The organism is Actinomadura sp. ATCC 39365 (assembly GCF_054392275.1).
Window position 1 is genome coordinate 33,689 of sequence record NZ_CP184335.1, and the last position, 23,845, is coordinate 57,533.

Below are 23,845 nucleotides of genomic sequence, written 5' to 3' on the forward strand. Positions count from 1 at the left end.
ACGTTTGCCTGCATGAGCTTGAAGATCGCCCTCGCCGGGCTGGCCGCGGCCCTGACCCTCGCCCCCGCTTCCGCCCCGGCCCTTGCCTCCGCTCCCGTCGAGCCGACCCCCGCCGCCGTGGACTCCTACCTGCGCGAGGCGCTGGAGGCCACCGGCGTCCCCGGTCTGTCCGTCGTGGTGACCCGTGGCGACAAGGTCGTGCACGCCGCCGGGTACGGCAAGGACTCCGAAGGGCGACCGATCACCGCGGCCACGCCGATGCGGGTGGCCTCGGTGAGCAAGTCGTTCACCGCGCTGGCCGTGATGACCCTGGTGGAGCAGGGGAAGATCGCGCTGGACGAGCCGGTGGCCGGGCAGCTTCCCGGTTTCCGGATGGCGGACCCACGCCACGCCAGGATCACCGTGCGCCAGTTGCTGAACCAGACCTCCGGGCTGTCCGACAGCTCGCTGGACATCGGCGACCTGGAGTCCGCAAGCTCGCTGGCCGACTACACCGCCCGCCTGGCCGGGGGCCGCCTGGCCGCCGACCCGGGCAGCCGGTACGCCTACTGCAACGTCAACTACGACCTGGCCGCCCGCCTGGTCGAGACCGCGAGCGGCCGCCCCTTCGACGCCTACATGAAGGACCGCGTCTTCGGCCCGCTCGGCATGACCGGCAGCGCCGTGAGCGCCCAGGCCGTCCGGCCGGCGGACGGTTCCGTCTCGGTCTACGGCATGTGGCTGCCCCGGCCGGAGGCGTCCGGCTTCCTGGACGGCAGCGGCTCGGGCGCGGTCATCACCAATGCCGCGGACATGGGCAAGTGGCTGATCGCCCAGAACGGCGCCGGCCGCCCGCTGGTCAAGAAGCAGAGCCTGGAGACCATGCACAAGCCCGGCCTGCACGGCTACGGCATGGGCTGGAGCCTGGAGGAGGAGTCCGGCCTGCTCGTGCACTCCGGCAACCTGTTCACCTACAACGCCGTCGAGGCCGTCTCGCCGAAGACCGGCTACGGCTTCGCCGTCATGACCAACGGCGCCTCGCTCTACGACCCCACCTACGACATCATGCGGGGCCTGGCCGCGATGAGCGAGGGCCGCGCGCCGGCGACCCTGGGCGGCGACCGGCAGCTCTACGACCTGGTGCTGGGCCTGCTCGCCGTCGTGGCGGCCGGCCTCGGGGTCATGGGCGTGCTGCGGGCGCGGCGGTGGGCGTCCCGGCGGTCGGGGAAGCCGTGGTGGCGGATCGCCCTTCGGCTGGTGCCGGTGCTGCTGCCGGTCCTGCTGTTCGCGTTCTACCCGAACTGGGTCTCCGTGCTGCTCAACGGCCGGTACGTGACCTGGGAGCAGCTCACCTACTTCCCGGCGTCGTTGTCGCTCACCCTGCTCGCCGCGGCTGTCGCCGGACTCTTGACCGCCGTGGTCCGAATTTGTGTACTGTGTAAGCTTACCAAGTAAGCAAATTCGAGGAGAACCCGATGATCGCGGTCGCCGTCACCGTCCCGCTCGCGTGGCTCGCCTGGCTCGTCGTCACCGACTGGGTGCCCATGTTCCCGCTCAACGACCTCAGCGGCGCGAACGTCAGGGGGCGGGCCCTGGCCGCCGCGATCAACTACCCGTTCCCGCTGCTCATCGCGGCCGGCATCGGGCTGCACCGCACGTGGTCGCTCGTCGCCGCGACCGTCCTGTGCGTCCTGGTCATGGCCGGGCACGTACGGAGCTGGTGGCTGCCCTACTTCGGGACGGCCACGGCCGAGCAGCGCGAGCTCTACCAGCGCGAGTACAGCCGCACCTGGAAGATCCTGCCGACCGCGGGCCACGCCGTGGTCATCGACGTCCAGCACATGGTGGTGGGCGTGCTGTCCCTGCTCATGCTGGCGACCACGATCGTCGTTACGCTGACCGCATGACTCAGGCACCCAGGCGGGCGGGCCGGCCGGCCGTGCTCACCGTCGAGCGCATCGTGGCCGCGGCCGTCGGCATCCTCGACGCCGAGGGCCCCGACGCGCTGACCATGCGCCGCCTGGGCGCCGACCTCGGAGTGGCCGCCATGTCGCTCTACCGCCACGTGCCCAACCGGGACGCGCTCGTGTCCCTGGTCGTCGACCGGCTGTTCACCGAGGCCATGTCCGGCTACACGCCGGTCCCCGACTGGCCGCGGGCGCTGACCGGGTTCGCCGTGGCCTACCGCCGCTTCCTGCTCGCCCACCCGCGCGCCGTCCCGCTGCTGGCCACCCACCCGGTGGACCCACGGCGCGGCGCCGAGCTGATCTCCGGCCTGCTGGCCCGCTTCGAGGCGGCGGGGGTGCCCACCGGCGACACCGTCAACGCGGTGCAGTCGGTGGGCGTCTACGTGCTCGGCCACGCCCTGGCCCAGGTCGGCTCGACCGCCGAGACCCACGACGCGGACGCTCTGCGCTTCTACGACCAGTGGTTCGACGCGGGCCTGCGAGCCATGGTGTCGGGCTTCGAGCAGCAGCTCGCGGCGGCCGAATAATTCAGTTGCCCGGCGTTACGGACACGCCGTAGCTTGTCGGTCATGCGCCTTTACCTGTGACAGCAGCCACCTCAGTCCATCGTCCGACAGACGCGGCCACGCTGTGCTCGTCGACGCCCGGCCCGTACCGAGCCGCGTCCTGAGTTCGCGTAAAGGAGCTTCGCATGCGAGTTCGCTCAGCCAAGAAGACCGCCACGCCCGTGCCGCCCCGGCAACTGCCCAAGATGCCGCAGCGCCCGGTCGTGCCGCCCCGGCGGATCATCCCGCCCAAGGGCCGCTAGACAACTACCGGGATGGTAGTTAGCGAGCGCCGCCTCCCCTCGTACGCCCGGGAGGCGGCGCTCACCCTTTCCAGGACCGGTTTCTCCTAGAGCCGCTCGATGATGGTGACGTTGGCCTGGCCGCCGCCCTCGCACATCGTCTGCAGGCCGTAGCGGCCGCCCGTGCGCTCCAGCTCGTGCAGCAGCTTGGTCATCAGGATCGCTCCCGTGCCGCCCAGCGGGTGGCCGAGCGCGATGGCGCCGCCGTTGGGGTTGACCTTCGAGGGGTCGGCGTCCAGCTCCTTGATCCAGGCCAGCGGCACCGGGGCGAACGCCTCGTTGATCTCCACGACGTCGATCTCGTCGATCGACATGCCCGCCTTCCGCAGCGCCCGCTGCGTGGCCGGGATCGGCGCGGTCAGCATGTAGACCGGGTCGTCGCCCATGAGCGCGAGCTGGTGGATGCGGGCCCGCGGGGTCAGGTTGTGCTCGCGTACGGCCTGCTCGGAGGCGATCAGCACGGCCCCGGAGCCGTCGGAGATCTGCGAGGAGGTGGCCGCGGTGATCTGGCCGCCCTCCTTCAGGGTCTTGAGCCCGGCCATCTTCTCCAGCGTCGTGTCGGGACGCGGGCCCTCGTCGTCCTCGACGCCGTTGATCGGGGCGATCTGGTCCTTGAAGTAGCCGTTCGCGACGGCCTTGGCGGCACGCTGGTGGGACTCGTAGGCGAACTGCTCCAGCACGTCACGCTGGAGGCCCCACTTCTCGCACATCAGCTCGGCGCCGCGGAACTGCGAGATCTCCTGCTTGCCGTAGCGCTCGACCCACTTGTCGCCGAACGGGAACGGCATGCCCTTCTCCAGCGCGGCGGTGATCGACGCACCCATCGGCACGATGCTCATCGACTCCACGCCCGCGGCCACCACCAGGTCCTGGGTGCCCGACAGGACGCCCTGGGCGGCGAAGTGGATCGACTGCTGGGACGACCCGCACTGCCGGTCGATCGTGACGCCGGCCGTCGTCTCGGGCAGCCCCGCCGACAGCCAGGCGTTGCGCGCGATGTCCATGCTCTGGGGGCCGAACTGCATGACGCACCCCATGATGACGTCCTCGACCGCCGCCGGGTCGACGCCGGTGCGGTCGATGAGCGCCTTCAGCGTGTGGGCGGCGAGGTCGGTGGGATGGACGGTGGAAAGACCGCCCTTCTTCTTGCCGACCGGGGTACGGACCGCTCCGACGATGTACGCCTCTGCCACAGTGCCTCCTGGAAACCGAGCATTATTCGGTTATTAGGGAGAGACTACAACAGAACGACGTTCTGTGGCTCGTCACTCCGGAGGCAGAAGGTCCTCCGCGGCGTCGATCCTGAACCGCCACCGGTCCACGACCAGGCCGTTCAGCGATTCTGCCAGCTCCAGCGCCAGGCTTCCGAGCTTGACGGGCTCCTCGCCGCGCAGTTCGATCGCGGTCAGCTCCGTGGCGAACGGCAGCAGCTCCCGCACCGCCGGCGGCTGCCCCTTCTGCGGCACCAGCGCGGCCCGGATGTCGCCCGACGTGTACGTGAACTCGTCCTCCCCCTGCTCCAGCAGGGGCGCCAGGTCGTCGGCGGACGGGCGTACCGGCAGGATGACGGCGGGACCGCCCTCCTCGCCGTCGGCCGGATCGCTCACCTCGCCCCGGCACACCGCGAGCCCCTTGAGCCGGAAGGCCAGCCCCTCGGCCAGGTAACGGTCGAAGAAGTCGAACGGCAGCGGCCCCTCCGCGGTGACCCGGCAGGCCCACGCCTTCTCCAGCACCCCGCCGGTCAGCTCGGCGTCGGCCTCGACCGGCGCGAACACCCGCACGTCCGCCGCCACGATGTCGTCGCCCTCGCGCCGCGCGTCGGGATCGGCCAGCCGGACGATCCGTAACAATTCGGCGAGGTCCGGTCTGGCGGGCAGGGCCGCCGTCGGGCCAGTACGCAGTTTCCGCTTCGCCAACCAGCCCATGCCCGCCTCCGCGAATCAGCTTCGATAGGAGCTCGTCATCGTCGCGTAGACGATGATGTTGTCGTTGTAGTGGCCGATGGTGCGATCGTAGGCACCACCGCAGGTGATGAGGTGGAGCTGGGCGTTCTCCCGGCTCCCGTAGACGCGCTCGGTCGGGAACGTCTTCTTGCTCGCCTGCTCCACGCCGCCGACCGTGAACACGGCGGTCGTCTTGTCCTGGCGCTTGACCTCGATGGTGTCGCCGTGCCTGAGCTCGCCGAGGCGGCTGAACACGGCGCTGCGCGTCCTGGTGTCCTTGTGCCCGAGCAGCACCGCCGGGCCCTCCTGGCCCGGCGTGGACATGTTCCGGTACCACCCGACCAGGTTGGGATTGTCGGACGGCGGCACCTCGATCGTCCCGTCCTTGGCCAGCCCCACGGACTTGATCGGCGCGTTGATGCCGAGCCGCTTGATCACGATCCGGATCGGCGTCGAGGGCAGCATCGGCGGCGCCGGCGTGATCTCCGGCAGCGGCGGCGGCTGGTCCGGCGGCGCCTGGAACAACGCCTGCTGCGGCTGCCCCGACGCCTGCGTCTGCACGGCCACGGGCAGGGCGTCCCTGTCCATGCCGTACTCCTCGGGCGACTGCAGCACGATCAGCATGCCCGCCACGACCGTGACGACCCCGGCGATGGCCGCGCCGATCAGCACGGTCCTGAGCGCGGTGCTCCCCCGGTCCCGCGGCGGCGGGCCGCCGTACGGATACTGCCCGGCCACGCCGCTCAGCCCCTGCCGGCGGTACGCCGGCGCAGCACCAGCCCACCGGCCGCCGCGGCCGCGATCAGGACGGTGCCGGTGAGGACGAACAGCCGCCCGTCGGGCCCCGCCTCACCACCGGCTCCCGTGTCGGCCCCCGCCTTGGGCGTCTTGGACTTGTTGGGCGGAGTGACGGTCACGGTCGCGGTGCTGGTCTTGGTCGGCTTGGGGGTGGGGGTCGGCGTGGGAGTGGGCGTGGGGGTCGGCGTGGGCGACGGGCTCGTCCCCGTGCCGGCCACCACCTGGAAGGTGAAGTTCTTGAGGCCGGTCGTGGGGGCCGTGCACTTGATCGTGCTGCCGGTGGTCGCCGTGGCCGAGGTGCCGAGGACCAGGTCGCCGGGGACGAGCGTCACCTGGCCGGTCGTGGTGGGCTTGACCTTGACGGTGACGCTGGGCAGCGTGATGTCCTGCCCGACGACGACCCCGGTCAGCGGGGCCTCGGCCGCCGCGGGCTGCGTGACGCCCGCGCCGGTCGCCTTCACGTTGAGGAAGTACTTGCCGCCGGTCGTGGGGAAGCCGGTGGGGGCCTTCAGCTTGTCGAGGCTGCTGCTCTCGACGGTGCTGGTCCACGTGATGCTGGCTTCCTCGTTCGTCTTGGCGTTGGTGGGCAGGGTGGGGGTGAGCTTGATGTCCACGTCGGCCGGGTAGGCCGGGTCGGTGATCGTCCTGTCCACCAGATCACACTTGTACGCGACCACCTCAGTCCCGGTCCCACCGCCGGTCCCGATGGGGATGTCGAGGACCTCGGTGGAGACAGTCGTGCAGGTCGTCGCGCTGGTGGACCCGCTGGTCAGAGCCAGCTTCACCTCGCCGGGCTTGATGCTCACCTTGCTCGTCGTGGTGGTGGGCACCGACACCTTGTACTTCACCTCGCCCGCCGGCACGGCGGTGGAGGTGGCGGACACTGCGGCTCCGGGCTTCGCACCCGGGTCACTGACCGTGCCGCCCGTCGGCGTCAGCGTGGCGGTCACCTGCACGGTCGTCGCCTGTGTGGGTGCGGTCGTGAGGGTCAGCGCGGGGATGCTCACCGACAGGTCGAAGGTGCCGCCTGCGGTCACCGAGTCAGGACCGCTCAGCCCGATGCTGATCGACGTGTTGCTGAACGGGCCACCAGCGGCGCACGTGTAGGCGAACTGCTTGGGCACGGCCGCCGAGACCGTCGCCGAAGCCGCGGTCGCGGTCGACACGGCGAAGACCGAGCCGGAGAAGGCGGCGAGCGTGCCCATCAATCCCAAGGCGGAGGTCTTGTGGGCGAGGCGGCGCCACGCCTGGGACGTAAGCACGGGTCCATCTCCGTTTCAGCGCAGTGTCAACAGTCGTGCCAGAATTCCAGCCGATGGTCACGGTTCGGTTGAGATCCTACGAACTGTCCCTGTCAACTTCCCGTAAAACCCAAAATTCGCCCCAAAAACCCCATCAGCCCTTCTTCTTCGACAACGTCGCGTACACCACGATGTTGTCCGTGTAGCTGTGCGCCTCCTTGTTGAAGACGCCGCCACACGTGATCAGCCGGAGCTGCGAGTCCTTGGTGTTCCCGTACACCCGGGACGTCGGGAACGCCGACTTGCTGACCTGCTCGATCCCGCTCACGGTGAACCGGGTGACCTTACCGTCCGACCGGTACACGTAGATCTGGTCGCCCTTGGCCAGCTCGCGCAGGCGGTCGAAGACGGCGGGGCCCTTGCGGGTGCTGACGTGGCCGTTGATGATCGCGGGCCCGAGCTCGCCCGGCACCGGCGAGAAGCGGTACCAGCCGGTCTGGTTGGGCCGGGTCAGCGGAGGCGTCCCCAGGTTGCCCTTGATGTCCACGGTGACGCCGCCGATGGGCGCGTTCACCTTGATCTTGGGGATCTTGATCCGGCTGGGCTTCGCCTTGGCCTTGGCGGCCTTCGTCCTGGCCTTGGGGATCGGCGGCACGGTCGGGGCCGCGGCCAGCGGCGGCGGCGCGTCCGGCCGGGCCGGGGTCAGCGTCGCGCCCTTGCCGCCCGGTCCCACGGTCGCGGGCAGCACGAACGCGCCCGCGTTCTCGATCTGCACGGCGGTCGGCCGGTCGGCGGCGGCCAGCGTGCCGGAGCCGTCGTCCACCTTGGGCGCCACGGAGAGCAGGCCCACCATGATCGCACCGACGCCGGCCAGCGAACCGGTGATCAGCAGCCCGGGCATCGCCCGCTGCATCGGAGTCTTCTGCTCGGCCATCACTTCGTTCCTCCCGCGTGCGCGGCCCGGCGGCGGCGCAGGGCGAGCCCGCCGCCCGCGCTGCCCATGAGCAACATCGCCCCACTGGCCATCAGCCCGTACGGCCGGTCCGGCTCGTCGGGCGCCTCACCGGTGTCCACCCCGCCCTTGGGGACCTTGGCCACCTGCGCCCTGACGTACGTGGTCGCCGTCGGGCCGGTCGCGGTGGGCGTGGCCGTGCTCGTGCTCGTCCCCGTGACCGCCGGCACCACGACCACGTGCCCGAGCCCGTTGGTCGGGGTGGGCTGGGAGTGGTGGCGCGTGGGGGTGCTGGTGGCGGTGGACGTGCCGGTGCCGGTCGGGGTGAGCGTCGGCGTGGGGCTCGTGGTGGGGGTCTTCGACGGGTCGGGGGTCTGGCTGTTGGTCGGTCCCGACTTGTCCCGTACGGTCACCGTCACCGAGACCGGCCCGCCGACGAGCTTGCACTTCGCGCCGTGGTAGCCCGTCGGGATCTTGGCGGTGTTGGTGGACACCTTGAACGCGTCGAGCCAGGCAGGCTTGCTGGAGGCGTTCACGATCCTGATGGTGTGCTTGCCGTACTTCAGCTCCGGCGACTTCCAGATCGTGAAGCCACCGTCGAGGTCGTCGTTGACGGGTAGGTCGTCGTCGGAGCGCGAGGGGTCCTCCGTGGCCACCTTGCCGCCGTCGATGTAGATGTCCACCGGGCCGGCGTCCTTGTCGTGCGGCCCGATGTACTCCACGCCGGTGCCCGTGAAGCTCAGCTCGGCCCAGGCGCCGAGGTCGTTGGTCTCGTGCAGGTCGTTGTGCACGTGGTTCTCGGAGCCCGGACGGTCGTCGATCGAGCTCCAGCCGGGGCCGTAGTTGATCTTCATGTCGGTCGGGTTGTCGGTCTCGTTGCCGTCGTTGGCGACGACCGTGCCGTCCGGCGGGGTGAAGTCGAGCTCGATGTCCTTCGGCGTGACCTTGATGGTCCCGACCTTGTCGATCAGGCCGGGGTCGTTCAGGGACTCGGGCAGCGACAGCTCGCCGTCGGGGCGCAGCTTGCCCTTCTGTTCGACCGAGCCCTTCGGCTGCAGGATGCCCTGCCAGCTGCTGGTCAACTCGACGTTGCCGGTGGCGTGCACATTGGCGCCCGGAGCGAAGTAGCCGGGCGACTGGAGCCGTCCATGGTCGGCGTAGTCGAGCTTCCAGGTGAAGTTGAGCGGGTCGCCGACCACCAGGTCGGTGGCGAAGGTGAGATGGGTGTTCAGGCGTACCGGCCCGTGCCGCACGATGCTGTCGGCCCCGGAGGGAACGCATTCGTACTGCACGTCCAGGTCGGCCGGTGCGGCCGAGGCCGGGACGCCGGGCAACGCGACGACCCCGACGGCCGCCAACGATGCGATCGACGCGGCGAGCAACGACTTGCGCCACCGACTCACGGGACACTCCGATCATCACAAATAGACCGAGGGTAGATCTTAGAGTCGAAAACACCCGCAACGCAGGCGGTTTCCCCCAAGTTCCAGCACTTGTGATGAAGCCGTGTCCCCTGCCGTGTCCCCCGCCGCCTCCCCCGGCGCGAAAGCGGGTATACCTCCGGGTAACAGAATCGTATTCTGTCGTGCACGACACCTGCTTGGAGGCGAATCGATGCAGCGAGACCTCTTCGACGAGGAGCACCTGCTCTTCAGGGAAACCGTGCGCGAGTTCATGGCCCGCGAGGTCGTGCCGCACCACGGCCAGTGGGAGAAGGACGGCATCGTGCCCCGCGAGGTCTGGAAGAAGGCCGGCGAGATCGGCATGTTCGGGTTCGGCGTCCCCGAGGAGTACGGCGGATCCGGCATCACCGACTTCCGCTACAACGCCGTGATCGTCGAGGAGATCATCAGGAGCGGCGCCTCCGGCCTCGGTTTCTCGCTGCACAACGACGTCATGGCCCCGTACGTCGTCGAGCTCACCGACGACGAGCAGAAGCAGCGCTGGCTGCCCGGCTTCGCCTCCGGCGAGCTCATCACCGCGATCGCGATGACCGAGCCGGGCGCCGGCAGCGACCTGCAGGGCATCAGGACCACCGCCGTCCGCGAGGGCGACCATTACGTGGTCAACGGCCAGAAGACGTTCATCACGAACGGCGTCAACGCCGACCTCGTGGTCGTGGTCGCCAAGACCGACCCGGAGGCGGGAGCCAGGGGCACGACGCTGATCGTGGTCAAGCGCGGCATGGAGGGCTTCAACCGCGGCCGGAACCTGGACAAGGTCGGCATGAAGGCCCAGGACACCGCCGAGCTGTTCTTCGAGAACGTACGCGTGCCCGTCACCAACCGCCTCGGCCCGAACGAGGGCGAGGGCTTCTTCCACCTGATGAACAACCTGCCCCAGGAACGCCTGTCGATCGCCGTGGCGGCGGTGGCCGCGGCGGAGGCGGTGCTGGAGCAGACGATCGAGTACTGCAAGACCCGCCAGGCGTTCGGCCGCAACCTCGGTTCGTTCCAGAACACCCGCTTCGTCCTGGCCGAGCTGGCGACCGAGACGGAGATCGCCCGCCACTACGTGGACAAGTGCATCCTGGCGCTCAACGCCCGGCAGCTCACCGTCGTGGACGCCGCCAAGGCCAAGTGGTGGACGACCGAGCTGCAGAACAAGGTCATCGACCGCTGCCTCCAGCTCCACGGCGGCTACGGCTACATGATGGAGTACCCGGTCGCCAAGGCGTGGCTGGACAGCCGCGTCCAGACCATCTACGGCGGCACCACCGAGATCATGAAGGAGATCATCGGCCGGTCCTTCGGATTCTGACGGCAGGCGCGCGCCCGGCCGGGCCGCGCCGCATACTGTCAGCATGGACGGCGGCCTGATCCTCCTCGTTTTCCTGGCATTACTGTTCGCCTGGGGGCTCAACCGCGTGCGCCGGGCGTTCCGGCTCGGCCCCGTCGGCTACGCGGGCGTGATGATCGTGTTCATCATCGCCATGCTGCTCGTCTGGGGCCAGACCATGCGCTGAGGCCGGGAAAGCTCACCCCGGCATCCCCTGCACGAACCGGGTCAGCAGCCGGGCGAACTCGGCCCGTTCGGCCGCCGACCAGTCGGCCGTGGCCGACGCGAAGGCCGCCTGCCGGGCCTGCCGGGCCTGTGCGAGCGCGGCGGCGCCCGCCTCGGTCAGCACCAGCCACGCCCGCCGCCCGTCGGCCTGGTCGGCCTCCCGCCGGACCAGCCCCGCCGTCACGGCGGCCGTCACGAGCCGGCTCGCCCGCGGCTGGTCGACGTTGAGCGCCTCGGCGACCGCCGACACGGTGAGCCGCCCGCCGGCGCCCTCGATCACGTCGAGCACCTCGAACTCGGGGCCCGCCGCGCCGTGCTGCCGGGCCAGCGCCCGCCTGCTCTGCCTGCGCCTGATCGCGACCATCGCCCGTTCGATCGCGGCGATTTCCTTGTCTTCATACATATAGTTGCTATCGTACATGCATGGACAGACCTATCGGATATTGGGTGAAGCACCTCGACAACCTGCTGGAGAACGCGATGGGTCAGGCCCTGGCCGCGTACGACGCCTCGCGCAGGGAGTGGCAGCTTCTCCACGCCACCGCCCAAGGGGAGAACGCCGTCGCCCTCGCGCCGTTCGAGGGGGTGGAGGAGGCCGTACAGAGCCTGACGTCGAGGGGATGGCTCGCGGACGGGCGGCTGACCGACGAGGGCAGGGCCGTGCACACGGCCGTCTCCGAGCGCGTCACCCGCTTCCGGCAGCAGGTCACGCAGGGCGTGAGCCCGCAGGAGTACCAGACCGCCGTCGAGGTGTTGCGCCGCATGGCGGCCAACGCCGAACGCTAGGAGGCCGCCCGGTCGGCCGCAAGGACGACCCGGGCCACCAGCTCCGGATCATCGCTCATCGGCACGTGCCCGCAGCCCCTGAGCAGCTTGACCCGCTGCCCCGACCAGCGCGCCGCGCGCACGGCCTGGCGGCGCGGCAGCAACCGGTCGCGCTCGCCCCAGGCGATCGTGATGGGCGTCTTCGGCGGGGCGGGCGGCATCAGCCCGCCGAACGACTCCAGCGTCTCGTCGAAGCCGGCCGCCCCCGCCAGCGCCTGCGTGGCCGCGACCAGCCCGGCGGGGTCAAGGCGGCTCGGACGGGCCACCAGCACCCCGCTGGACACGGCCCGCATGAACGGGTTGCCGGCCGCCCTGACCGCCTGCTCCGACGACATCGCCCGCGCCGAGTTCCGCAGGGCCTTCAGCGTCGTCTGGCAGTAGAGCAGCTCGGAGCGCGACCAGAAGCCGGCCGGCGACAGCGCGGTCGCCGCGCGCACGACGCCGCGCGAGGCCAGTTCGAGCGCGATGTAGCCGCCGAGCGAGTTGCCCACCACGTGCGGCTCCCGGATGCCGAGCAGCGCGCAGAACGACTCGACCGCGTCGGCCAGCGACTCCGCGGTGTACGGGATGCCCGCGGGCAGCCGCGGCGACACCCCGAAACCGGGCAGGTCGACGGCGATCACCGTGTGGTCGGCGGCCAGCCGGTCCATCACCGGCAACCATGCCTGCCAGTGGTGTCCGATGCCGTGGACGAGGATCAGCGGCTCGCCGGTGCCCCGGCGTTCGAAGGCCAGCTCCATGCGGCCCAGTGAACCACTCACCTGCTCCGGGTGGGAATCTCGAACCAGACCGCTTTGCCTTCCCTGGTGGGACGGGATCCCCAGCGCTTGGCGAGCTGGTCGACCAGGTAGAGGCCGCGGCCGCCCTCGTCGTTCTCCCCGGCGCTGCGGATGCGGGGCAGGCGGAGGTCCTGGTCGAACACCTCGACCCAGACCGACTCCTCGCCCCTGCGCAGCCTCAGCGTGAACTCCTTGTCGCCGACCGGCTCCTCCTCGAAGCCCGGCATGTCCCAGGACTCCTCGAACGGCAGCGGCGGCCCCTCGACGACCAGCTCCCGGCGCGGGGAGTTGGCGGTGGAGGCGTGCAGCACCACGTTGGTGACGACCTCGGAGACCAGCAGGCAGGCCAGCTCGGCGCGTTCCTCGGGCACGTTCCAGCCGGAGAAGGCCTCGGAGGCCATGCGGCGCGCCTCGCCGACCATGATCGGCTGGGCCGGGAAGGTGCGCTCCTCGACGTCGAGGTCGACGTCGCTGGAGCGGACGACCAGGATCGCCATGTCGTCGTCGATCTCGCCGGGCACCGCGATCGTGGCGGCGTCGGCGATGCGCTCGACGTCGGCGTCGGCCATCTTGGCGAGCTTCTCGCACAGCACGCCGAGCGTCTCCTCCTCGCTCGGCATCCGCCCGTCGCGGCCCGGACGCCGGTCGACCAGGCCGTCGGTGTAGAGCAGCAGCGCCGCGCCCGGCGGGAGGGTGCGGGTCTCCTCCTTGTAGACCAGGTCGGCGTGCAGGCCCTTGGCCCGGACGCCGAGCGGCTGGCCGACCTCCTCGATGTCCATCTCCAGGCACTGGCCGTCGACCACCAGCAGCGGCGGCGCGTGCCCGGCGTTGGCGAAGGAGAGCTGGCGGGACCAGGCGTCGTAGACGAGGTACTGGCAGGTGACGATGGGCGGGATGCTGACGTCGGCGCCGTTGTCGTCCTGCTCGGGGGTGGCGATGATGCGGGTCCACTCGTCGAGCCTGGCCAGGATGTCGGCGGGTGACTTGTCGTCCTGCGCGAAGGCCCGCAGCGCCGCCCGCAGCTGGCCCATGATGGCCGCGGCCTTGGCGCCCCTGCCCTCGACGTCGCCGATCACGATGCCGACGCGGCCGGCCGAGAGCGGGATCACGTCGTACCAGTCGCCGCCGACCTGGGTCTGGATGCCCTGGCCGTGGGAGGCGAGCGGGGCCGCCGGGTAGTAGCGCACCGCGATGTCGAGGCCGTCGAGCTGGGGCAGCGCCCTGGGCAGCAGGTGTTTCTGGAACGACTCGGCGGTGTGGCGCTCCTCCTCGAACAGCAGCGCGTTGTCGATCGCGAGGGCCACGCGGGTGGCGATGGCGCCCACGAAGTCGCGGTCGAAGGCGTCGTAGTGGGGGCTGCGCCGGTCGGTCAGGTTGGACAGGCCGAGGTACATCAGGCCCAGCGTCTCGCCGCGCACCAGCAGGGGGGCGACGATGGCCGAGGTCATGCCGATCTCGCTGGCCAGCCGCGCGCTGCCCTCGTGGGGCGACGGGTAGCTGGTGGTGGAGAAGTCTTCGACCAGGATGGTCTCCTGGCGGCGCAGCGCGGTGTCGGCGTAGTGGCCGGAGGGGTAGCGGATCTCCGCGCCCACCGGCTTCCACGTGCCCGCGGGCGGGGTCCAGCCCTGGACGTGCTCCGAGACCCGGCGGACCAGCCGGTCGCCCTCCATGAGCTCGATGAAGCAGTGGTCGGCGAACTGCGGCACGAGCATCTCGGCCACCCGCTTGAGCGTCTCCTCGACGTAGAGGGAGCCGGCCAGCCGCTCGCCGATGCGTTCGAGTAGCCCGAAACGGTCTTTCTCGCGTTCGTTGCTGCGCAGGGCCTCGCGGGCCAGGATGACGATGCCGGTGACCGAGCCGGACGGGTGGCGCAGCGGCACGGCCTGGGCGCGGACGTAGACGATCGTGCCGTCGCCGCGCCTGACGTCGAACGTGCCCTCCCACACGCCGCCCTTGAGCACGTGCTTGGCCAGCTCGACGGCCATCGGGTGGTCCTTCTCCATGATCCCGAGGGACAGGACGGACGCGTCACGCGCCGGCGCGTTGCCGGGCCGGCCGAACAGCTGCTCGGCGAAGGGATTCCAGTAGAGGAGATTGCTGAAGCGGTCTGTCACGACCACTGCCATCTCGGCATGGTCCAGAACGGACCCGGCACCAAGGTGATCAGCCGTTTCTTGTGACAGATCCCCCCATCGCTTCATCCGGAGACCACTCCTTGGGGTGGCTTGTGCGCACAGCGGACCACGGGTGCTCCTGCAACTGTCTTGGCCAGGGGAGAGTGGAGGGCCTCCCAAGAGGGATTCAACCAAGTGGCTGCGCGCGCGTCAGCGCTTGGAGACAAAAACGTGCGCGGCAACGTCACGCGGAAGCTCCGCGGGAGTGTCGTTCGCGTCACCGTCACCTGTCACCCGCACACCGTCGTCGCTCGCCGCGAGCGTCACCTCGCGTCCGGGTTGTATCCCAACTTGCTTGAGTTTAAGCATCACAGCAGGATCGCTTTGCACTTGTTCGCTGATCCGGCGCACCACGACCGGAATGTCACGCGGCCCGGCGGCCTCGGACATCGAGGTCAGGACGTTGGCCGCGCCGTCGGGCACCTCCTGCGCCCCCAGCTCGGCCAGCCCCGGGATGGGGTTTCCGTGTGGGCAGACCGTGGGGTTGTCGAGCAGCGTCACCAGCCGCGCCTCGACCGACTCGGACATGACGTGCTCCCACCGGCACGCCTCGATGTGCACCTCTTCCCAGGGAAGGCCGATGACCTGGGTTAGCAGGCATTCGGCCAGGCGGTGCTTGCGCATCACGCGCGTTGCCAGCGTGCGGCCCAGGTCGGTCATCGACAGGTGCCGGTCGCCCTCGACGCGGACGAGGCCGTCGCGCTCCATGCGAGCGACGGTCTGGCTCACGGTGGGGCCGCTCTGCTGGAGGCGCTCCGCGATGCGGGCGCGAAGGGGGACGATGCCCTCCTCTTCGAGCTCGTAAATCGTGCGGAGATACATCTCCGTCGTGTCGATCAGGCCGTGTGCGGTCAAGGCTCCTCCCAACTGAAATGCTACGCCGGTCGTGGCGGGGACTGAGCCCGTCCGCTACGGGCACAGAAGTCATCAGGAACCCTATTGGGAGAACGACCGACGATGGTTAAGGACGCCAACAACGGAGCGGCCGAGTTCCTTCCCGACCGGCGCGACCTCGGCTCCCTGCGGACGGCGGCCGCCCGCTGCGAAGGCTGCGACCTGTACGCCAAGGCCACCCAGACGGTGTTCGGCGAGGGGCCGGAACAGGCCCGTTTCATGCTGGTGGGCGAGCAGCCAGGGGATCGCGAGGACATCGAGGGACATCCGTTCGTGGGACCCTCCGGACGTGTGCTGGATCGGGGGCTGGAAGAAGCGGGAATCGACCGGGACGCGGTTTATTTGACAAACGCTGTCAAACATTTCTCCTTCACTCCCAGGGGGAAGAGAAGGATTCATCAGAAACCGACGGTCGCCGAGATCGAGGCGTGCCGGCCGTGGCTCGGCGCGGAGCTGGAGCTGGTGCGTCCCGACGTGGTCGTGGTGCTCGGCGCGACGGCGGCCAGGTCCCTGCTGGGCAGGGCGTTCCGGCTGACCGAGCACAGAGGCGAGCCGGTGCCGCTCGGCGACGCGCTCGCGGTGGCCACGATCCACCCCTCGGCGGTGCTGCGCGCGCCCGACAGGAATGCGGCCTACGCGGGCTTCGTCTCCGACCTCAAGGCGGCGGCGCGGGTGTCGGAGCGGTAATTGCGGAACCCGGCCACCGACAGGCCGACGACGAGCACGGTGACCGCGCACGCCAGCCCCCCGCCCACCCAGGCGCCGGTGAGCCCGAAGGCGGTCGCGGTCGCACCGGCGCGCAGGTCGCCGAGGCGCGGGCCGCCCGCCACGACCACCATGAACACGCCCTGCATCCGCCCGCGCATCTCGTCGGGGGCGTAGAGCTGCAGGATCGACTGCCGCCACACCGACGAGATCACGTCGGCCACGCCGCCGACCGCCATGAACGCCACGACGAGCCACAGCTCGCGCACCAGCCCCGCGGCCGCGACGGCGAGCCCCCACATGGCGATGGCCAGCACGAGCGCGACGCCCTGCCGCGAGATCCGGCCCACCCAGCCGGAGAACAGCGCGCCGGCGACCGAGCCGATCGCCATGGCGGAGGTCACCCAGCCGAGCGCGGTCATCGAGCCGCCGAACCGATCGGCGGCCAGCTCGGGGTAGAGGGCGCGCGGCATGGCGAACACCATCGCGATGATGTCCACGACGAACGACATCAGCAGCACCGGGCTCCTGGCGATGAAGCTGAGGCCCTCCCAGACCGCCCGGGCTCCCGGACGTGTCACCTCGCCCAGCGGGGGCAGGGCGGGCAGCCTGAGGGCCGCGTAGAGGCCGCCGCTGAACAGCAGGGCGTCCACCGTGTAGGCGGCGGCGTAGTTGGGGTGGTCGCCGCCGGTGGCCAGCAGCACGCCGCCGAGCATCGGGCCGACGACCGCGCCGAGGCTGTAGACCAGCGAGTTGAGCGCGTTGGCGGCCGGCACCAGCTCGGGGTCGAGGATGCGCGGGATCACCGAGCCCCTGGTCGGGCCGGTGATCGCGAACCCGGTGGCGTTGACCGCCGTCGCCGCGAAGATCAGATACACGTTGCCCAGCCCGAGCAGGGCCTGCGCCAGGATGACCAGGGTGGCCGCCCAGGTGATGAGCGAGCCGATGACGAGCAGCCTGCGCCGGTCGAAGGCGTCGGCGACGGCCCCGCCCCACAGCCCGAAGACCAGCAGCGGGACGAGGTTGGCCATGCCGAGCAGCCCCACCCAGAGCGAGGAATGGGTCAGGTCGTAGACCTGCTGGCCGACCGCCACGACGGTGACGGCGACGCCCACGTTCGAGACGGCCTGGCCGGACCAGATCCGCCGGTACGCGGGCACGGCCAGCGGCCTTGTGTCCACAAGATGACGTTTGACCAGTTCCCCGAATGCCACCTAAGGCAATTTATGGTGCAAGTCTCTCCAAAGCCCAACCGGGTCGGGTGCGCCGGTAGCGCAGCCTGTCGTGCATCCGGTCGAGCTGTCCCTGCCAGAACTCCACCTCGGTCGGCGTCACCCGGAAGCCGCCCCAGAAGTCGGGCACCGGCGGATCCTCCGGCCAGCGGGCGGACAGCTCCTCGTAGCGCTCGTCGAGTTCCTCGCGCGAGCGCACGACCGCCGACTGGCGCGAGGCCCAGGCCCCGATGCGGGAGCCGTACGGGCGGGAGTTGTAGTAGTCGGCCGACTCCTGGTGGGAGATGCGGGCGACGGTGCCCTCGATGCGGATCTGGCGGCGGATGGCGTGCCAGGGGAACAGCAGCGAGGCGCGTCCGTTCTCGGCCAGGTCGCGGCCTTTGCGGGACTCGTAGTTGGTGTAGAAGACGAAGCCGTTCTCGTCGTAGCCCTTGAGCAGGACCGTCCTGGCGCTCGGCCGGCCGCCCGCGGAGGCGGTGGCGAGGACCATGGCGTTCGGTTCGGGCAGGCCGGCTTCGAGCGCGTCCTGGAACCAGACGGTGAACTGCGCGACGGGGTCGGACGCGAGGTCGGTCTCGAGCAACGGCTCGCCCTCGTACGTTCGGCGTAGCGCCGCCAGCAGGGGCGGGCGCGGGGTGGCATCCACGAGACGGTATTCTTGCGCGCTCATGTGGCAGATCCCACGCTAGGGCGCGGTTCGGCGGCCTGACGCAGGTCGCGGGACACATGCCCACAGCAGGCTCCCTACCAGCGGGTTTGACGTTTCGGCGGGTCCCGAGACCGACCATGACCTGGGAGGGGGTTAAATTGACCCGCCGGTATCTCGACATCAAGGCATTGCCGTTACATGGCAAGAAAGGGAGGCGGCCGAGCATGTCCGACTTCAAACCCGGCCTCGAAGGCGTCGTAGCTTTCGAGACCGAGATCGCGGAACCGGACAAAGAAGGGGGCGCCCTTCGATACCGGGGCGTCGACATCGAGGAGCTGGTCGGCCGTGTCCCGTTCGGGCACGTTTGGGGCCTGCTGGTCGACAACAAGTTCCAGCCGGGCCTGCCCCCGGCGGAGCCGTACCCCATCCCTGTCCACTCCGGTGACATCCGTGTAGACGTGCAGAGCGCGCTGGCCATGCTGGCTCCGGCCTATGGCTTCAAGCCCCTGCTCGACATCAGTGACGAGGAGGCCCGCGACCAGCTGGCGCGCGCCTCCGTGATGGCACTCTCCTTCGTCGCGCAGTCCGCGCGCGGCCTCGGCCTGCCGATGGTGCCGCAGAGCCGGGTCGACGAGGCGAAGACCATCGTCGAACGCTTCATGATCCGCTGGCGCGGTGAGCCTGATCCCAAGCACGTCAAGGCCATCGACGCCTACTGGACCTCGGCCGCCGAGCACGGCATGAACGCGTCCACCTTCACCGCCCGCGTCATCGCCTCCACCGGCGCCGACGTGGCCGCGGCGCTCTCCGGCGCCGTGGGCGCGATGTCGGGCCCGCTGCACGGCGGCGCCCCCGCCCGCGTGCTCCACATGATCGAAGGCGTGGAGCAGCTCGGCGACGCCAAGAAGTACGTCCAGAGCGAGCTCGACAAGGGCAACAGGCTCATGGGCTTCGGCCACCGCGTCTACCGCGCGGAGGACCCGCGCGCCCGCGTGCTGCGCCGCACCGCCAAGGAGCTCGACGCGCCCCGCTACGAGGTCGCGGCGGCGCTGGAGCAGGCCGCCCTGGAGGAGCTGCACGCCCGCAAGCCCGACCGGGTGCTCGCCACGAACGTCGAGTACTGGGCGGCCGTGGTGCTGGACTTCGCCGAGGTGCCCTCGCACATGTTCACCTCGATGTTCACCTGCGCCCGCACGGCCGGCTGGGCCGCGCACATCCTGGAGCAGAAGCTCACGGGCCGGCTGGTGCGTCCGAGCGCCAACTACATCGGCCCGGCCTCGCGCCCGCTCAGCGACGTCCCCGGCGCCTCCGAGGTCGCCGGCACGATCTGACACGTTTTCGCCCGTGTCATGAACGGCCCGCCCGCTCAAGGGCGGGCCGTTCCGCGTCTCATTCGGCGGACCCGTGCGACGTCACCCGGACGGCCTCAGTACGCTTGGCACGTGGCTGACATCGTGATTCCCGCTGACATCAAGCCCGCCGACGGCCGCTTCGGCTGCGGGCCCTCGAAGGTGCGCACCGAGCAACTGGCCGCGCTCGCCGCGTCCGGCGCGAGCCTCATGGGCACCTCGCACCGCCAGAAGCCGGTCAAGAACCTGGTCGGCCGCGTGCGCTCCGGGCTCGCCGACCTGTTCTCGCTGCCTGAGGGCTACCAGGTCGTGCTGGGCAACGGCGGCACCACCGCGTTCTGGGACATCGCGGCCTTCGGTCTGATCAGGGAGAAGTCCCAGCACCTGGCGTTCGGCGAGTTCTCCTCGAAGTTCGCCGCCGTCGCCAAGAAGGCGCCGTGGCTGGCCGACCCGAGCGTGATCAAGTCCGACGTCGGCACCTACCCCACCGCGGCGGCCGAGGACGGCGTCGACGTCTACGCCCTCACCCACAACGAGACCTCGACCGGTGTCGCCATGCCGATCTCCCGCGTGGGCAGCGACGACTCGCTGGTGCTGGTCGACGCCACCTCCGGCGCGGGCGGCCTGCCGGTCGACATCGCCGAGACCGACGTCTACTACTTCGCCCCGCAGAAGAGCTTCGCCTCCGACGGCGGCCTGTGGATCGCCATCATGTCGCCGCGCGCCCTGGCCAGGGTCGAGGAGATCGCCGCCTCGGGCCGGTACGTCCCCGAGTTCTTCAGCCTGCCGATCGCGATCGACAACTCCGGCAAGGACCAGACCTACAACACGCCCGCCGTGGCCACGCTGTTCCTGCTGGCCGACCAGCTCGACTGGATGAACGGCAACGGCGGCCTGGCCTGGACCACCGCCCGCACCGCCGAGTCCAGCCAGCGCCTGTACACCTGGGCCGAGAAGTCGTCCTACGCCACGCCGTTCGCCGCCCCGCAGTTCCGCTCGCAGGTGGTCGGCACGATCGACTTCAACGACGACGTCGACGCCGCCGAGGTGGCCAAGGTGCTGCGCGCCAACGGCATCGTCGACACCGAGCCCTACCGCAAGCTGGGCCGCAACCAGCTCCGCATCGCGATGTTCCCGGCCATCGAGCCGTCCGACGTCGAGGCGCTGACGGTCTGCGTCGACCACGTGGTCGAGCGCCTCTAGCCCGTCGCGCGCCGGCCCGTCCGGCGGGCCAGCTCGTCCAGGAGCGCCAGGGCGTCCTCCTCCTCGACGCTCTGCGCGAACCTCGTCAGCACCGGCAGCCTGTCGGTGCTGACGGCGAGGGCCTCCAGCATCAGGCGGCTGACGTGCTCGGCCCTCGAGCAGGCGGCCGCGTAGCGGAAGGCGTTGCGCGCGGGCGTGCGCACCAGCAGGCCCTTGCGCACCAGCCGCTCGGCGACGGTCTGCACGGTCGTGTACGCGAGGTCGCGGTCCTCGTTGAGCCTGTCCAGGAGCTCCCGCACGCGCATGGCCTTGCCGGCATCCCACAGCACGTTCATGATCGCGCGTTCCAGGGATCCCAGGTTCGCCAACTCACCAGTCCTCCGGCTCGATCAGTAGGAAACATTCTTGCCCGAACAGCCCCCGATCGGCCAGGGGCGAGCGCTGCCCCGCAGCCTCGGCTACCTCATGTTCGCCAGCCGCTGGCTGCAGGTCCCGCTCTACCTGGGCCTCATCGTGGCCCAGGCGGTGTACGTCTGGCAGTTCATGACCGAGCTGTGGCACCTGCTGAGCAGCGTCTTCCTGCACCCGGCGACCGGCGACGGCACGTCGGCCGAGGTCGTCGTCATGCTCACGGTCCTGGCGCTGATCGACGTCGTGATGATCTCCAACCTGCTGATCATGGTGATCATCGGCGGTTACGAGACGTTCGTCTCGCGCATCAACCTCAACGACCATCCCGACGAGCCCGAATGGCTCTCCCACGTCAACGCCAACGTGCTGAAGGTCAAGCTGGCCACGGCCATCGTGGGCATCTCGTCGGTGCACCTGCTGCAGACGTTCATCCGGGCGCGTGACGTGCCCAACGACAAGATCATGTGGCAGACGATCATCCACCTGGCGTTCGTGGCCTCGGCGATCGGCCTGGCGCTCATCGACCGCATGCTCTCCAGCTCGCCGGCCGAGCACACCAAGCCGCACCTGTAGGGCTCAGAAGCGGGCCGGCAGCGTTCGCCTGCGCGGCAGCACCCCGGCGGCCACCACGCCGCCCACGAGCCCGAACAGGTGGCCCTGCCACGAGATGCCCTGCTGGTTGGGGAGCAGGCCCCACAGGATCGAGTAGTAGGCCACGCCCACGCCGATGCCGATCAGGATGTCCACCAGGCGGCGGTCGAACAGGCCCCGGGCCAGCACGAAGCCGAAGTAGCCGAAGACCAGGCCGCTCGCGCCGATCGTGATCACGCCGGGGCTGGACACCCACGTGCCCAGGCCGCCGATCAGCACGATCACCAATGTGGCCCACAGGAACCTGCGGATGTCGCGCACCGCCGCCAGGAAGCCCAGCACCAGCAGCGGCAGCGAGTTGGCCATGAGATGGCCGAAGCCGCCGTGCAGGAACGGCGCGAAGAAGATGCCCACCAGGCCGTCGGCGTCCCAGCCCGCGATGCCGTAGGAGTCGAGCGCGCCGCCCATCACGTAGTCGACGCCCTCCAGGACCCACATCACGGCGAGCATGGACCCGAGAATGACGATCGCCTTGATCGCGTTCGACAGGAAGGTGCCGGCGCCGCGCTTGGCCGACTCGAACCTGGAACCCGAATAGTCGCTCATGCGCTCTCCTGGTGGTCGTCTTCTCCCTTTACCGTACGCAGGAAAGCTCACGCACGCGCGTTGACGCGGCCCCTTCCGGTCGTGCGGAAGGGGCCGGCGTACGGGTGAGGGTTACTCGCCCTTCCACTGGGGGGCGCGCTTCTCGGCGAAGGCCGCCGCGCCCTCCATGGCGTCCTTGGAGCCGAACACCGGGTTGATGATCGCGCCCTGCTTCTTGAACATCTCCTCCAGGGGCCAGTCCTGGGACTCGATGATCACCTTCTTGGTCGCCGCGAGCGCCAGGGGGCGTTGGCGGCGATCTTGCGGGCGAGCTCCAGCGCGCCCTCCAGGGCGGCCCCCGGCTCGGTGATCCGGTTGACCAGGCCCAGCTCGTACAGGCGGGAGGCGGGGTAGTGGTCGCCGGTCAGGGCGATCTCCATGGCCACGTGGTACGGGATCCGCCGCGGCAGCCGCATGATCCCGCCCGCGCCCGCCACCAGCCCGCGCTTCGGCTCGGGCAGCCCGAACGTGGACTCCGACGAGGCCACGATGACGTCGCACGACAGGGCCAGCTCGAAGCCGCCCGCCAGCGCGTACCCCTCGACCGCGGCCACCAGCGGCTTCTTGGGCGGCGCCTCGGCGATGCCGCCGAAGCCGCGGCCCTCGACCACCGGGAAGTCCCCGGACAGGAACCCCTTGAGGTCCATGCCCGCGCAGAACGTGCCCCCTGCGCCGGTCAGCACGTACGCCGAGATCTCGGCGCGGGCGTCGAAGGTGTCCAGCGCCTCGGCGATCCCCCGGGCCACCGCACCGTTGATCGCGTTACGCGCCTTCGGCCGGTTGATGGTGATGACCGCGACGTTGCCGGACTCCTCGACGAGCACTTCGTCAGACACGGGACCTCACTTGGGCTGGAAGCGGATGCCGCCGTCGAAGCGCACGACCTCGGCGTTCATGTAGTCGTTCTGGACGAGCGAGTGCACCAGGTGGGCGAACTCGTCGGCCCGGCCCATGCGCTTGGGGAAGACCACGGGGGCCACGAGCTTGGCCTTGAACTCCTCGGCGTTGCCGGAGAAGCCGTAGATGGGGGTGTCGATGATGCCGGGGCAGACCGTGTTCACGCGTACGCCGATGGCCGCCAGGTCGCGCGCGGCGGGGACCGTCATGCCCACGATGCCGCCCTTGGAGGCCGAGTAGGCGAGCTGGCCCGTCTGGCCCTCCAGGGCGGCGACGGAGGCCGTGTTGATGACCACGCCGCGCTGGCCGTCGGCGTCGACCGGCTCGGTGGCGGCGATGGCCGCCGCGGCGATGCGCATGAGGTTGAAGGTGCCGATCAGGTTGACCTCGATCACCTTGCGGTACGTGGCCGGGTTGTGCGGCTTGCCCTCGCGGTTGACCGTGCGCTCGGCCCAGCCGATGCCCGCGCTGTTGACCACGACGCGCAGCGGCTTGCCCGTGGCCACGGCCGCGTCGACGGCCGCCTGCACCTGCTCGTCGTCCGACACGTCCGTCCTGACGAAGACGCCGCCGAGCTCGTCGGCGACGGCCTTGCCGCGCTCCTCGTTGAGGTCGGCGATGACCACGGTGGCGCCCGCGCGGGCGAGCTCGCGGGCCGTCGCCTCACCGAGGCCGCTGGCACCGCCGGAGATGATTGCTGCAGATCCGTTGACGTCCATATCCCGGACCTTAACGCGCCAACCGAATGAAGTTCTACTCGG

The 23,845-nt window shown here is 70.1% G+C and carries 25 protein-coding genes and 1 pseudogene; 10 read left to right on the top strand and 16 right to left on the bottom strand.

The genetic code is table 11. The annotated features are described in order from the left end of the window. The first annotated feature begins 12 nt into the window (after positions 1–12). Genes ACNF49_RS00185 through ACNF49_RS00195 form a run of 3 tightly spaced genes read left to right on the top strand, consistent with a single transcriptional unit; the run spans position 13 to position 2,473 of the window. The gene (locus tag ACNF49_RS00185) at positions 13–1,434 is read left to right on the top strand and encodes a serine hydrolase domain-containing protein (protein WP_482942432.1); all 1,422 of its coding nucleotides are present in this window, start codon (positions 13–15) and stop codon (positions 1,432–1,434) included. Positions 1,435–1,454: 20 nt separating this feature from the next. Beyond that, positions 1,455–1,886: a hypothetical protein gene (locus ACNF49_RS00190; RefSeq protein ID WP_482942433.1), complete on the top strand. Its 432-nt coding sequence runs from the start codon at positions 1,455–1,457 to the stop codon at positions 1,884–1,886. After that, a complete protein-coding gene (locus ACNF49_RS00195; protein WP_482942434.1) occupies positions 1,883–2,473 on the top strand; it encodes a TetR/AcrR family transcriptional regulator in 591 nt (196 codons plus the stop codon). Before ACNF49_RS00190 ends, ACNF49_RS00195 begins: the two co-directional genes overlap by 4 nt. 367 nt (positions 2,474–2,840) lie before the next feature. On the opposite strand, the gene ACNF49_RS00200 is transcribed toward ACNF49_RS00195, so the two are convergent. The 6 genes from ACNF49_RS00200 to ACNF49_RS00225 all read right to left on the bottom strand — a co-directional run bounded on the left by ACNF49_RS00200 (position 2,841) and on the right by ACNF49_RS00225 (position 9,130). Next, entirely contained in the window at positions 2,841–3,986 is a 1,146-nt protein-coding gene (locus ACNF49_RS00200; RefSeq protein WP_357967347.1) for an acetyl-CoA C-acetyltransferase, read from the bottom strand. 72 nt (positions 3,987–4,058) lie between these two features. Next, positions 4,059–4,718: a hypothetical protein gene (locus ACNF49_RS00205; RefSeq protein WP_482942435.1), complete on the bottom strand. Its 660-nt coding sequence runs from the start codon at positions 4,716–4,718 to the stop codon at positions 4,059–4,061. Positions 4,719–4,733: 15 nt separating this feature from the next. Continuing rightward, the gene (locus ACNF49_RS00210) at positions 4,734–5,474 is read right to left on the bottom strand and encodes a class F sortase (protein ID WP_357967343.1); all 741 of its coding nucleotides are present in this window, start codon (positions 5,472–5,474) and stop codon (positions 4,734–4,736) included. A gap of 5 nt (positions 5,475–5,479) precedes the next feature. Then, positions 5,480–6,796 (bottom strand): hypothetical protein, encoded by a 1,317-nt coding sequence (locus tag ACNF49_RS00215; protein ID WP_482942436.1) that lies wholly within the window; start codon positions 6,794–6,796, stop codon positions 5,480–5,482. A 133-nt stretch (positions 6,797–6,929) separates the two neighbouring features. Next, a complete protein-coding gene (locus ACNF49_RS00220; protein ID WP_482942437.1) occupies positions 6,930–7,709 on the bottom strand; it encodes a class F sortase in 780 nt (259 codons plus the stop codon). After that, a complete protein-coding gene (locus ACNF49_RS00225) occupies positions 7,709–9,130 on the bottom strand; it encodes a hypothetical protein (RefSeq protein ID WP_357967336.1) in 1,422 nt (473 codons plus the stop codon). The genes ACNF49_RS00220 and ACNF49_RS00225 overlap by 1 nt, the downstream gene beginning before the upstream one ends. A gap of 211 nt (positions 9,131–9,341) precedes the next feature. On the opposite strand from ACNF49_RS00225, the gene ACNF49_RS00230 reads away from it, so the two are divergent. Together ACNF49_RS00230 and ACNF49_RS00235 are read left to right on the top strand one after the other, a co-directional pair. Next, positions 9,342–10,487: an acyl-CoA dehydrogenase family protein gene (locus tag ACNF49_RS00230; RefSeq protein WP_482942438.1), complete on the top strand. Its 1,146-nt coding sequence runs from the start codon at positions 9,342–9,344 to the stop codon at positions 10,485–10,487. 43 nt (positions 10,488–10,530) lie between these two features. Next, entirely contained in the window at positions 10,531–10,692 is a 162-nt protein-coding gene (locus tag ACNF49_RS00235; RefSeq protein WP_352322270.1) for a hypothetical protein, read from the top strand. 12 nt (positions 10,693–10,704) lie between these two features. Here the strand turns inward: ACNF49_RS00235 and ACNF49_RS00240 are convergent, their stop codons facing one another. After that, positions 10,705–11,133: a MarR family winged helix-turn-helix transcriptional regulator gene (locus ACNF49_RS00240; protein WP_482942439.1), complete on the bottom strand. Its 429-nt coding sequence runs from the start codon at positions 11,131–11,133 to the stop codon at positions 10,705–10,707. Positions 11,134–11,153: 20 nt separating this feature from the next. On the opposite strand from ACNF49_RS00240, the gene ACNF49_RS00245 reads away from it, so the two are divergent. Further along, entirely contained in the window at positions 11,154–11,516 is a 363-nt protein-coding gene (locus ACNF49_RS00245) for a MarR family winged helix-turn-helix transcriptional regulator (RefSeq protein WP_482942440.1), read from the top strand. On the opposite strand, the gene ACNF49_RS00250 is transcribed toward ACNF49_RS00245, so the two are convergent. The 3 genes from ACNF49_RS00250 to ACNF49_RS00260 form a co-directional block, all read right to left on the bottom strand. Then, positions 11,513–12,316 carry an alpha/beta fold hydrolase gene (locus ACNF49_RS00250; protein ID WP_482942441.1) on the bottom strand — a complete coding sequence of 268 codons (804 nt, stop codon included), beginning with the start codon at positions 12,314–12,316 and terminating at the stop codon, positions 11,513–11,515. The two genes, ACNF49_RS00245 and ACNF49_RS00250, sit on opposite strands and share 4 nt — an antisense overlap. Further along, on the bottom strand, positions 12,313–14,535 hold the full coding sequence (locus tag ACNF49_RS00255) for an ATP-binding SpoIIE family protein phosphatase (protein ID WP_357967323.1): 2,223 nt from the start codon (positions 14,533–14,535) through the stop codon (positions 12,313–12,315). Before ACNF49_RS00255 ends, ACNF49_RS00250 begins: the two co-directional genes overlap by 4 nt. 123 nt (positions 14,536–14,658) lie before the next feature. Continuing rightward, a complete protein-coding gene (locus ACNF49_RS00260) occupies positions 14,659–15,363 on the bottom strand; it encodes an iron-dependent transcriptional repressor DtxR (RefSeq protein ID WP_357967321.1) in 705 nt (234 codons plus the stop codon). A gap of 102 nt (positions 15,364–15,465) precedes the next feature. On the opposite strand from ACNF49_RS00260, the gene ACNF49_RS00265 reads away from it, so the two are divergent. Further along, the gene (locus ACNF49_RS00265) at positions 15,466–16,089 is read left to right on the top strand and encodes a UdgX family uracil-DNA binding protein (RefSeq protein ID WP_482942442.1); all 624 of its coding nucleotides are present in this window, start codon (positions 15,466–15,468) and stop codon (positions 16,087–16,089) included. Here ACNF49_RS00265 and ACNF49_RS00270 read toward each other — a convergent pair. Together ACNF49_RS00270 and pdxH are read right to left on the bottom strand one after the other, a co-directional pair. Then, positions 16,035–17,321: an MFS transporter gene (locus ACNF49_RS00270; protein WP_357967317.1), complete on the bottom strand. Its 1,287-nt coding sequence runs from the start codon at positions 17,319–17,321 to the stop codon at positions 16,035–16,037. The two genes, ACNF49_RS00265 and ACNF49_RS00270, sit on opposite strands and share 55 nt — an antisense overlap. A 10-nt stretch (positions 17,322–17,331) precedes the next feature. Then, positions 17,332–18,009, bottom strand: coding sequence for a pyridoxamine 5'-phosphate oxidase (gene pdxH, locus ACNF49_RS00275; protein WP_357967315.1), 678 nt, complete (start codon positions 18,007–18,009; stop codon positions 17,332–17,334). Positions 18,010–18,212: 203 nt separating this feature from the next. On the opposite strand from pdxH, the gene ACNF49_RS00280 reads away from it, so the two are divergent. Together ACNF49_RS00280 and serC are read left to right on the top strand one after the other, a co-directional pair. Next, entirely contained in the window at positions 18,213–19,319 is a 1,107-nt protein-coding gene (locus ACNF49_RS00280) for a citrate synthase 2 (RefSeq protein WP_357967312.1), read from the top strand. Positions 19,320–19,430: 111 nt separating this feature from the next. Next, positions 19,431–20,540 (top strand): phosphoserine transaminase, encoded by a 1,110-nt coding sequence (gene serC, locus ACNF49_RS00285; protein ID WP_482942443.1) that lies wholly within the window; start codon positions 19,431–19,433, stop codon positions 20,538–20,540. On the opposite strand, the gene ACNF49_RS00290 is transcribed toward serC, so the two are convergent. Next, entirely contained in the window at positions 20,537–20,908 is a 372-nt protein-coding gene (locus ACNF49_RS00290) for a BlaI/MecI/CopY family transcriptional regulator (protein ID WP_357967307.1), read from the bottom strand. The two genes, serC and ACNF49_RS00290, sit on opposite strands and share 4 nt — an antisense overlap. 37 nt (positions 20,909–20,945) lie before the next feature. On the opposite strand from ACNF49_RS00290, the gene ACNF49_RS00295 reads away from it, so the two are divergent. Next, positions 20,946–21,524 carry a TIGR00645 family protein gene (locus ACNF49_RS00295; RefSeq protein WP_352355382.1) on the top strand — a complete coding sequence of 193 codons (579 nt, stop codon included), beginning with the start codon at positions 20,946–20,948 and terminating at the stop codon, positions 21,522–21,524. A gap of 3 nt (positions 21,525–21,527) precedes the next feature. On the opposite strand, the gene ACNF49_RS00300 is transcribed toward ACNF49_RS00295, so the two are convergent. From ACNF49_RS00300 to ACNF49_RS00310, 3 genes and pseudogenes are all read right to left on the bottom strand, one after another. Further along, positions 21,528–22,148, bottom strand: a complete 621-nt coding sequence (locus ACNF49_RS00300) for a rhomboid family intramembrane serine protease (RefSeq protein WP_357967302.1) — start codon at positions 22,146–22,148, stop codon at positions 21,528–21,530. A 111-nt stretch (positions 22,149–22,259) separates the two neighbouring features. After that, positions 22,260–23,023 (bottom strand): annotated as a pseudogene (locus tag ACNF49_RS00305) (crotonase/enoyl-CoA hydratase family protein). Between the two features lie 6 nt (positions 23,024–23,029). Beyond that, positions 23,030–23,803, bottom strand: a complete 774-nt coding sequence (locus ACNF49_RS00310; protein WP_357967298.1) for an SDR family NAD(P)-dependent oxidoreductase — start codon at positions 23,801–23,803, stop codon at positions 23,030–23,032. Positions 23,804–23,845 lie beyond the last annotated feature (42 nt).

Excerpts from the sequence above, each read along its gene's own strand:
- ACNF49_RS00185 (WP_482942432.1), top strand. The coding sequence starts at position 13 with ATGAGCTTGAAGATCGCCCTCGCCGGGCTGGCCGCGGCCCTGACCCTC.
- ACNF49_RS00190 (WP_482942433.1), top strand. The coding sequence starts at position 1,455 with ATGATCGCGGTCGCCGTCACCGTCCCGCTCGCGTGGCTCGCCTGGCTC.
- ACNF49_RS00195 (WP_482942434.1), top strand. The coding sequence starts at position 1,883 with ATGACTCAGGCACCCAGGCGGGCGGGCCGGCCGGCCGTGCTCACCGTC.
- ACNF49_RS00205 (WP_482942435.1), bottom strand. The coding sequence starts at position 4,718 with ATGGGCTGGTTGGCGAAGCGGAAACTGCGTACTGGCCCGACGGCGGCC.
- ACNF49_RS00220 (WP_482942437.1), bottom strand. The coding sequence starts at position 7,709 with ATGGCCGAGCAGAAGACTCCGATGCAGCGGGCGATGCCCGGGCTGCTG.
- ACNF49_RS00230 (WP_482942438.1), top strand. The coding sequence starts at position 9,342 with ATGCAGCGAGACCTCTTCGACGAGGAGCACCTGCTCTTCAGGGAAACC.
- ACNF49_RS00235 (WP_352322270.1), top strand. The coding sequence starts at position 10,531 with ATGGACGGCGGCCTGATCCTCCTCGTTTTCCTGGCATTACTGTTCGCC.
- ACNF49_RS00240 (WP_482942439.1), bottom strand. The coding sequence starts at position 11,133 with ATGTATGAAGACAAGGAAATCGCCGCGATCGAACGGGCGATGGTCGCG.
- ACNF49_RS00245 (WP_482942440.1), top strand. The coding sequence starts at position 11,154 with ATGGACAGACCTATCGGATATTGGGTGAAGCACCTCGACAACCTGCTG.
- ACNF49_RS00255 (WP_357967323.1), bottom strand. The coding sequence starts at position 14,535 with ATGAAGCGATGGGGGGATCTGTCACAAGAAACGGCTGATCACCTTGGT.
- ACNF49_RS00265 (WP_482942442.1), top strand. The coding sequence starts at position 15,466 with ATGGTTAAGGACGCCAACAACGGAGCGGCCGAGTTCCTTCCCGACCGG.
- pdxH (WP_357967315.1), bottom strand. The coding sequence starts at position 18,009 with ATGAGCGCGCAAGAATACCGTCTCGTGGATGCCACCCCGCGCCCGCCC.
- ACNF49_RS00280 (WP_357967312.1), top strand. The coding sequence starts at position 18,213 with ATGTCCGACTTCAAACCCGGCCTCGAAGGCGTCGTAGCTTTCGAGACC.
- ACNF49_RS00300 (WP_357967302.1), bottom strand. The coding sequence starts at position 22,148 with ATGAGCGACTATTCGGGTTCCAGGTTCGAGTCGGCCAAGCGCGGCGCC.
- ACNF49_RS00310 (WP_357967298.1), bottom strand. The coding sequence starts at position 23,803 with ATGGACGTCAACGGATCTGCAGCAATCATCTCCGGCGGTGCCAGCGGC.